This window comes from Acuticoccus mangrovi, from assembly GCF_016411865.1.
GTDB classification, from domain to species: Bacteria; Pseudomonadota; Alphaproteobacteria; order Rhizobiales; family Amorphaceae; genus Acuticoccus; species Acuticoccus mangrovi.
The window spans coordinates 1-9,024 of the sequence record NZ_JAEKJA010000004.1 but is presented as its reverse complement, the minus strand read 5'-3'; the positions used below and the strand labels follow the sequence as shown (position 1 = coordinate 9,024).

General features: G+C 68.4%; 7 protein-coding genes and 1 pseudogene. 2 read left to right on the top strand and 6 right to left on the bottom strand.

The window, feature by feature from the left end; genetic code table 11:
- A pseudogene (locus JCR33_RS25250) lies at window positions 1–775 on the top strand (hypothetical protein); the annotation flags it as partial.
- 18 nt (window positions 776–793) lie between these two features.
- Here JCR33_RS25250 and JCR33_RS06655 read toward each other — a convergent pair.
- The 6 genes from JCR33_RS06655 to JCR33_RS06630 all read right to left on the bottom strand — a co-directional run bounded on the left by JCR33_RS06655 (window position 794) and on the right by JCR33_RS06630 (window position 8,103).
- Window positions 794–2,329 (bottom strand): AMP-binding protein, encoded by a 1,536-nt coding sequence (locus JCR33_RS06655; RefSeq protein ID WP_198881268.1) that lies wholly within the window; start codon window positions 2,327–2,329, stop codon window positions 794–796.
- Between the two features lie 177 nt (window positions 2,330–2,506).
- Window positions 2,507–3,715 carry a quaternary amine ABC transporter ATP-binding protein gene (locus JCR33_RS06650; protein ID WP_198881266.1) on the bottom strand — a complete coding sequence of 403 codons (1,209 nt, stop codon included), beginning with the start codon at window positions 3,713–3,715 and terminating at the stop codon, window positions 2,507–2,509.
- 12 nt (window positions 3,716–3,727) lie between these two features.
- Window positions 3,728–4,603 carry an ABC transporter permease gene (locus tag JCR33_RS06645; RefSeq protein ID WP_198881265.1) on the bottom strand — a complete coding sequence of 292 codons (876 nt, stop codon included), beginning with the start codon at window positions 4,601–4,603 and terminating at the stop codon, window positions 3,728–3,730.
- A gap of 78 nt (window positions 4,604–4,681) precedes the next feature.
- Window positions 4,682–5,722, bottom strand: a complete 1,041-nt coding sequence (locus JCR33_RS06640) for an ABC transporter substrate-binding protein (RefSeq protein ID WP_232372405.1) — start codon at window positions 5,720–5,722, stop codon at window positions 4,682–4,684.
- Between the two features lie 444 nt (window positions 5,723–6,166).
- Window positions 6,167–7,189 carry an ABC transporter substrate-binding protein gene (locus JCR33_RS06635; protein ID WP_198881264.1) on the bottom strand — a complete coding sequence of 341 codons (1,023 nt, stop codon included), beginning with the start codon at window positions 7,187–7,189 and terminating at the stop codon, window positions 6,167–6,169.
- Between the two features lie 77 nt (window positions 7,190–7,266).
- Window positions 7,267–8,103 (bottom strand): hypothetical protein, encoded by an 837-nt coding sequence (locus tag JCR33_RS06630; RefSeq protein ID WP_198881263.1) that lies wholly within the window; start codon window positions 8,101–8,103, stop codon window positions 7,267–7,269.
- A gap of 179 nt (window positions 8,104–8,282) precedes the next feature.
- Here JCR33_RS06630 and JCR33_RS06625 point away from each other — a divergent pair, with 179 nt between their 5' ends.
- Complete coding sequence (locus JCR33_RS06625) at window positions 8,283–8,816, top strand: hypothetical protein (protein ID WP_198881262.1); 534 nt, start codon at window positions 8,283–8,285, stop codon at window positions 8,814–8,816.
- The last annotated feature ends 208 nt before the right edge of the window (window positions 8,817–9,024 follow it).

Genomic DNA, 9,024 nt, shown 5'->3' with positions numbered 1-9,024 from the left:
GGTAAAGGCGACGCCAGAGGTAAAGGCGACGCCAGAGGTAAAGGCGACGCCAGAGGTAAAGGCGACGCCAGAGGTAAAGGCGACGCCGGCCCCGGCGGCGTCCGCCACCGATGCGGCGCCGGCTTCGCAGCCCGCTTCTTCTGAAGCCGCGGCACCGACTGCCGACGTGGCCACAACGACGAGCGAGCCTACCGAAGCGCCGAAGTCCGCTCCCGCTCCGACGGCCTCTCAGCCGGCAGCCGCCAAGGCGGCGGTCGCCAGCGAGAGCGTGTCCGACAAGGCGAAACCGGCCGCTCCCGACACACCGAAGGCGGCCGAAGCGAGCCCGCCCCCGGCGTCGACCGCTTCCGCCACGGCCAAGCCGACCCAACCGAAGCCGGCCGCGGCCAAGCCAGCCGCAGTCAAGTCCGCCGCGATCAAGCCGGCCCCCGCCAAGCCGGCGAAGGTGAAGCCCGAGCAGGCCAAGTCGACGCCGGTCAAGCCTGCGCAAGCAAAGCCTCTGCAAGCAAAGCCGGCGCAGGCGAAGCCGGCCCAGGCCAAACCCGCGCAGGCGAAGCCTGCCGAGGCCAAGCCGGCGCCGGCCCAGGCCAAGTCGAGCCCGGCAAAGCCGAAGGAAGCGACGCCGTCGCAGGTGAAGTCGGCGCAGCCGAAGCGCACCGACGAGCCCCCGGCCAAGCGGACGACGAAGCCGGCCGCGGCCAAGCCCAACGGCAGCGGGTCGCCGAACGGCCGGCCCGCTTCGCGCGGCCGTTCCGACGATCCGACGAAGAACTGATCCCGCCGCCGCCTCGCCTCAGCGGAAGGCGCGGCGGATCACCTTGCCGGTCGTCGTCAGCGGAATGTCGGCCACGAACTCCACATGGCGCGGATATTCGTGCGCCGACAGGCGCTCGCGCACGTAGGTGCGGATGTCCTCCGCGAGCGCGTCCGAGGGCGCGTGCCCGTCGCGCAGCTTGACGAAGGCCGACACCGCTTCGCCCCGTACGGGGTCGGGCCGCCCCACGACCGCCGCCAGCGCCACCGCAGCATGGCCGACGAGACAATCCTCGATCTCACCCGGACCGATCCGATAGCCGGCGGAGTTGATGACGTCGTCGTCGCGGCCCACGAAGACCACCCCGTCCGGCCCCATCACCCCCTGATCGCCCGTCATCAGCCACCGGCCGCGGAACTTCTCTTCCGTCGCCGCCGGGTTGTTCCAGTAGCCGAGAAACATCACCGGATCGGGCGCGGCGATGGCGATGGTGCCCTGGACTCCGTCGGCGACCGGCGCGCCGTGGTCATCGACGATCGCGACCCGATGCCCCGGCACCGCCCGGCCGATGACGCCCGGCGCCGCGATCTCCCACCGGGCGCAGCTCGACAGCACCAGATTGCACTCCGTCTGGCCGTAGAACTCGTTGATCGTGAGGCCGAGATGGGTGCGCGCCCAGTCGGAGGTGGCGGCGCCGAGCTGCTCGCCCCCCGACCCCACCGAGCGAAGCCGGATCGTCGGCCGCGTCTCCCGCATCATCCTGAGAGCCGTCGGCGGAATGAAGGCATTGCGCACGCCCGCCCGCTCGGCCCAGTCGAGCGCCTCGTCGGGATCGAAGCGCTCGCTGCGCTGCGCCACCACCGGAACGCCCATCATGAGGCCCGGCAAGAGCGCGTTGAGGAGGCCCCCCGCCCACGCCCAGTCGGCCGGCGTCCATAGGCGATCACCCGCCGCGGGCATCAGGTCGTGATGCATCTGCACCCCCGGCAGATGGCCGATGACCACGCGATGGCCGTGCAGCGCGCCCTTCGGCTGGCCAGTGGTGCCGGAGGTGAAGATCATCATCGCCGGATCGTCGGGACCGGTCGCGACACGGGCGCAGCGCTCCGACGCACGCTCCATCAGCGGCATGAGGTCGACGGCCCCCGGCGCGGGCCCGTCGACCGACAGGACGGTGAGGCCGAGCTCGGCGATCCGCTCCGCTCCCGCCCGCGTCGCCACGATCAGCTCCGTCGCGGCGTGCTCCATGCGGTAGCGGATGGCGTCGGGCCCGAACACCGCGGCGAGCGGCAGCGCCACGGCGCCGATCCGATAGAGGGCGAGATGGGTGAGCAGCGTCTCGTAGCGTTGGCCGAGATAGATCGCGACCCGATCGCCTCGCCCGACGCCGAGTTCGCGCAGCACGTTGCCCATCCGCCCAACGTCGCGATCGAGGGCGGCGAAGGAGACCTCGATCGGGGCGCCCCGCGCATCGGCGAGGACGAGAGCGGTGCGGTCCGGCTCGCGCGCGGCCCAGGCGCCGCAACACGCATCGTCGATGTTGAACGCCGCGGGGACGGACCATCGGAAGCCCATCGTCGCGGCGGCGTAGCTGGGAAAGGCGGAAAGGTCGATCACAACGGCGCATCCCGACAAGGCGGCCGCCAGGACGGCGACCCGCCCCGCACAGTCTAGAACGCTTTCGCCTTCACCGGAATCGGCGAGCGAACCGGGCCGACCCTCCGTCCCGAACGCCGGGCACGGCGGCGAGGATCAGCTGGCGAGCTTCTGGTCGTCGCCGTCGTTGCGCTTCGGCGGCGCGAGCACGGAGGACATCTGGCGGGAGGACACCACCCCGACGAGCTCCCCGTCCTCGCCCACCACCGGCACCGGATAGTCGCTCTCGAGCGTCGTCGGCAGCGCCGTTTCGAGCACCGCGTCGGCGGTCAGCGTCGGCCCCGGCTCGGCGTAGTCGTAGAGGCTGCCGTCGCCGGCGCTCTTCACCGCCGCCGCCAGCCTCTCCTCGGTGGCGACGCCGCGGTAGCGCTTATCGTCCACCACGTAGCCGTAGCGCTCGCCGAGCCGGCGCATCTCCTCCAGCGCCCGCGCCATGTTCTCGCCGGTGAGGCGCGCCTTGGGCGGCTGCATCACCACGTCCACCGTAAGGATGCGGGCCCGGTTCACGTCGCGCACGAACGCCGCCACGTAGTCGTCGGCGGGGTTCAGGAGGATTTCCGGCGGCGTCCCCACCTGGCTCAGCCGACCATCCTTCAGGATGGCGATGTGGTCGCCGATCCGCAGCGCCTCGTCGAGGTCGTGGGTAATGAACACGATGGTCTTGCCGAGTTCCGATTGCAGCTCGATCAGCTGATCCTGCATCTGACTGCGGATCAGCGGGTCGAGCGCGGAGAAGGCCTCGTCCATCAGCAGGATCTCGGCGTCGGTGGCGAGCGCCCGGGCAAGGCCCACGCGCTGCTGCATGCCGCCCGAAAGCTGCGTCGGATACTGGTTCTCGTAGCCCTTGAGGCCGACCATCTCGACCCAGTGCATCGCCTTCTCGAGGCGGTCCTTCTTGCGCAGCCCGCGCACCGCGAGGCCGTAGCCGACATTCTCGAGCACGGTGCGATGCGGCATCAGCCCGAAGCGCTGGAACACCATGCTCATGGTGGAGCGGCGGAAGGCCTGCAGCTCGCGCTGCGACATCTTCAGAACGTCGGTGCCGTCGACGAGGATGCGGCCCGCCGTCGGGTCGATCAGCCGGTTGAAGTGGCGGATGAGGGTGGACTTGCCGGAGCCCGACAGGCCCATCACCACGAAGATCTCGCCCTTCTCGATGGAAAGCGACACGTCGGCGAGGCCGAGCGTGTGCCCGGTCTCGGCGAGGAGCTCCTCCTTGGAGAGCCCCTCCTTGTAGCGGGCCATCGCCTCCTGCGGCCGCGGCCCGAAGATCTTGGTGATGTTCTCGACTTCGATCAATGACATGGGACGCGGCTCCTACTGGGCGAGATGGCGGTGCTTCTGCGCCCGCGAGCCGGCCGATTGACTGATGCGGTCGAAGATGATCGCCAGCACGACAATGGCGATGCCGCCGACGAGCCCCTGCCCCGCGTCGTTGCGCTGAAGCCCGAGCAGCACCGTTTGCCCCACCCCGCGCGCGCCGATCATCGAGGCGATGACCACCATGGCGAGAGCCATCATCATGGTCTGGTTGATGCCCTGCATGATGGAGGGCATGGCGAGCGGGATCTGCACCCCCGTCAACATCTGCCAGCGGCTCGCGCCGAAGGCGCGGCTCGCCTCCACCACCTCGCGGTCAACCTGGCGGATGCCGAGATCGGTGAGGCGGATGAGGGGCGGTGTCGCGTAGATCACGGTGGCGAGCACCGCCGGGATCTTGCCGAGGCCGAACAGCATCACCGCCGGAATGAGGTAGACGAAGCTCGGGATCGTCTGCATCAGATCGAGGATCGGATTGATGATCGCCCGTGACCGGTCTGACTTCGCCGTCAGGACGCCCACCGGGATGCCGATGATCACGGACAGCACCACGGCGACGATCATGATGGCGATCGTCTGCATCGCCTGCGTCCACAGGCCGAGCGTGCCCACGAACCAGAGCGCCACGGCCATCGCGACGGCGAGGCCGATGCGCCGCGAGGCGAGATAGGCGAGCAGCCCCACCGCGATGATGATGACGATGGCGGGACTGTCGCGCAGCACCCCCTCGAGCCAGACGAGGGGACGCAGCAGAGCGTTGGAGAAGGCCTCGAACGCGTCGCCGTAGTTGGTGACGAGGAAGCGGACGAACGTGTTCGTGGCGTTGCGGATGGCGGAGCCGACACGCTCGCCGAGGAATAGATAGTCTTCCATCTCAGTTCGGGCCTCCGCGGGGGTTCACCGTGCCAGCGAACCGGCACGGCGACAATCGGGTTCCCCGCAGGCGGGCGCTCAGCTCGACGACAGCGCCGACTTGACGCTCTCGGCGACGTCGGCCGGGACCCACTTCGTCCAGATGTCCTCGTTGTTCGCCATCCACCACTGGGCGGCCTCGTCGGCCGTGGCGCTCTCGTCCTGCATGTAGGCGAGCGCCTTGCTGACGGTGGCGGCGTCGAGGCGGTACTTCTTCAGGAACTCCACGATGGTGGGCGCCTCGCTCTCGAAGTCGGTGTTGACGGCGATCGACACCTTGATCGTCGGATACTCTGTCGCCTCGAAGCTCTCGTCGACCTCTTCGACCGGGGTGCTGGCGAGCTTGTCCCAGATCGCCTTGTCGTAGGCCGGCTCCTCGAGCTGGACGATCTGGTCGCCGACCTTACCGAGCACCCAGGTGGGACCCCAGTAGTAGAACACGATGGGGCGCTTGCGCAGGATCGCCGACTCGATGGCGCCGGCGAGCGCGCCGCCGGTGCCCGGGCGGAAGTTGGTGAAGCTGTCGAGAAGACCGTAGGCCTGCAGCTTCTTGGTGTTGAACACCTCGCAGCCCCACCCGAGGATGCAGTTGTAGAAGCGGCCCTTGCCCGGCTCCTCGGGGTCGGCGAACAGCTCGGCATATTTCGGCAGGTCGGAGACCGACTTGAGGTCCGGCGCCTTCGCGTCGTCGCCCTCGACGAGATATTTCGGCACGTACCAGGCCTGTGTCGCGTCGGGATAGCTCACGCCGATCTCGGCGACGTCGCCGTCCGCCTCGGCCTTGTCCCAGGCTTCCTGGACGTTCGGGATCCACATCTCCATCGTGATGTCGATGTCGCCGCGGGCCATGCCGCTGAGAAGCGGGATGGTGGACCCGGGGATCGACTCCGTCGAGCAGCCGTAGCCGTTCTTCAGGATGAAGCTCGCGATGCCGTTGTGGAAGGAGTTCGAGTCCCAGTCGAGGCCGGCGAACACCACGGGGCGGTCGATGCCGTCGCAGTCCGCCTGAGCCATGGCGGCGCTGGACGCGACGAGGACCGGCGCGGCCACGAGGCCGGCCGCGAGGATGAGTTTCTTCAAGTTGGCTCTCCCTGTTTTCGTTCCACCGGGCGGCGCACCGGGCCGTGGGACCCTCGAGGCGCGGCTCCGCACGGCCGATCCGGCCGTCGCGTCAACCCAGCGGACAATAGGCTTTCCACCGCGACCGCACTGGGCGCAGTGAGATTTGGTTCGTTCAGTATAGAGAGAGATCCCGATATGTAAAGGATAGCGCCGACACGATCGCGAATCGGACCCTGGAGCAAGCCAAGATTTCGCGACGCGCGATTCGATCGCTCAATTATTTCACCGGCTAAGAGCCACTAAAACACCAATTCGCGATCCATCGAATGCGAAATACTCCCGCGCGAAAGCCGAATGCTAAAGTGAATACGCAAATCACAAGACGAACATGATCGGACACGAGTCGTCATGACGGTGGAACGGGGTGGGCGCGCGCCCACCCCGTCGTCGTGGCGCAGAACGCTATTGGGTCAGCGCCTCGGCGAGGCGGTCCGCGGCGGCTTCGGGCATCCAGGGCCGCCAGTCGATCTTGTCCTCGGCGAGGAAGACGCGCGCGGCCTCCTCCGGCGAGGCGTCGTTGTCGCGCATGTAGGCGAGGGCCGCGCCGGTGACGGCGGTGGTCGTACCGTATTTCAGCAGGAACTCGCGCAGCTTCGGCGCGTCCTTGCCGAACGCCACGTTGCCGCCGATCACCACCTTGGTGGTGGGGTAGGCGGTGGCGACGTCGGGGTCCTCCTCCGCCATCATCTTGTCCCATGTCGCCTGGTCGAAGGGCGGCTCGTCGAGCTTCACGAAGTCGTACTTGCCGAGCAGCCAGGTGGGCTCCCAGTGGTAGAAGACCACCGGACGCTTGCGCAGATAGGCCGACTCCACCGCCGCCTCCAGCGCCGCGCCGGAGCCCGCGCGCACGTTGGTGTAGTCGTCGTCGAGCCCATAGGCGTGCAGCTTCTTGGTGTTCACCACCTCGCACTGCCAGCCGATGACGCAGTTGAGGAAGCGCCCGAGCTCAGGCTCCTCCGGATCCTTGAAGAGGGCCTTGTAGTCGGCGAGGTCCTCGGCGCTCTTGAGGCCCGGCGCCTCGGCCCCCTCGCCCTCCACGAGATAGCGGGGCACGTACCAGCCCTCCTTCGCGTCGGGGAAGGTGGTGCCGAGGCGCTCCGCCTTCCCGGCCGCCTCCGCATCGAGGAAGGTCTGGGCGGTGTTCGCCGTCCAAACCTCCATGATCACGTCGACGTCGCCGCGCCCGAGGCCCTGGTTGAGGATCAGCGTGGTTCCCGGGATCGCCTCCGTTTCGCAGCCGTAGCCCTCTTCCAGCACCAGCCGGGCGACGGCGGTGTGGAAGGCGGCCGAGCCATAGTCGAGGCCGCCGAAGACCACGGGGCGATTAAGGTCGCAGAGAGCATCGTCGGCCACCGCCGGTCCGACCAGACCGGCCGCCGTGACGAAGATCGCGCCGGCAAGGAGCGCGTTGTTGCGAAGTGCCATCGGGTTTGCTTCCGGTTGGAACGTCATGTCGCGGACGCTACCAGCCGATCCCCACCGAATTCAAAGGGGAGCAGCCCTCAAACCGCCGCCCAACCGTAATTGGCGCCGTAGGCCTCGAAGTCCAGCCGGTAGGCGCGACGGATCAGCGGCTCGGAACGCTCGTTGATGAAGACGGAGGCGGCGGGAAACTCGCCGTTGGCATAGGCGCCGCGCACGATCGGCATGGCTTCGGGCCGCTCGCCGAGCGCCTCGGTCCGCGCCGCGACCACGCGATGGTGATGGCGGGAATCGGCGAGGCTGCCATAGTCGATCGCCCGGACGCCGGGCTCGGTCGCGGCCGCCGCCGTCCACGCCGCGAAGCGCTCGATGGGCACGATCTCTTGCACGAACTCCTCCTCCCCGTGGATGAATTGGGGCGAAAGGTGCGCGTTGATCGACTGCGCTTCGGCGGTCTCGAGCTCCTCCACCATGGCGAGATGGTCGACGAAGCTGATGCCCTCGGCGGGGTCCTTGCCGCGGGCGGCGAGCCAGGCGTCCACATTCTCCCAGTGGGTCTGCACCCAGTGCCAGCGGTGGGTGACGATCGCCCCCCGCTCGGCCAGCACCAGAAACGAACTCGGTGCCCGCGCCATCGGGTCCCGGGTGACCTTGATGGTCTTGTAGTCGCCGCTCTTGAGGGCTGCGATGAGATCCCTGCGGTAGTTGGGGCGCTTCTTGAAGACCTGCCCCTCGTAGTCGTGGATCCACGGGCTGTGGGCGAGCGCCTCCTCGAGCAGCCCGAGCTGGGCGAAGAACCACTTCACCACGCTGGTGCAGCCCGACTTCTGGCTCCAGAACACGATGTAGGGGAAGGAGGGGTCGAAAAGCGGCGGACGGTAGCGAACGCAGTCCGGCGGTCGTGAGATGAGGTTCAAAATGGCACGCTTCCTCGTTCGCGCGGAAAAATGCGTCGGCCCGCGCCATAAGTCCATAGTTGCCGCCCTTTCCCAGGGCGGTAAAACATGGCACCCCCAGCTTGGCGGCCGGTATGCCGCACCCATCCACGGCGCCGGCGGACATGTCTCGCGGCCCGAGCATAGGAAACGAACGTCGCGTGAGCGTCCCCTCGCCCCTCTACACCGTCGCGCTCGCCGATGCGCTGTTGTTCGTGCCGTTCGCCGTGCTCCTGGGCGGGCTCACCGTCTGGCGTCGGCGCCGTCCGGCCACCACCAGCCGCGTGATGGAGATCGCGCTCGGGACCATTCTGTTCGTCATGGTGGGGCTGCGCTATGCGGCGATGGCGCTCCTCGCCCTCGTCTCGCCCGCTGCCATCTTCGGCGCCGACGCCTCGCTGACCCAGCGGATCGCCTTCGCGGCGCTGTTCGTCGCGGTCGCGGTGGTGGGGATCGTCTCGCATCGCGGCAGCGTCGGCTGGCGCTTCGCCGGGGCGCTGGTCTATGCCGCGGCGGCGCTGCTCGAGGCCGCCGCCAGCCTCTTCGTCTGGGAGGTGTCGCAGACGGCCCTCATCGACACGGTGTTCACGGTGCTCCTCGCCGGCGTCACCATCATCCTCGCCGCCTTCTACTGGACGCGGCGCACGGCGACGCCCAACCCCCTCGGCGGCGACGGGCGCCCGTTCGACTACTAAAGCGCCCCGACCTCACTCACGTGCGGCCGAGGCGCTCTGCAACTGCGTTGATCGCGCAATTTCTGCGGGATTGAGGATCGCGCTTTCCGGAGTTCGCCGGTTGGGAAAAGCCCCGAAAGCACGTCTGGCGTCCGCTCGCCACGCTCGCCGCTCATGTCCGTCCGCCCCTAGGCTGCGGCCTCAATCAGCACCACCATCGGATGATGAT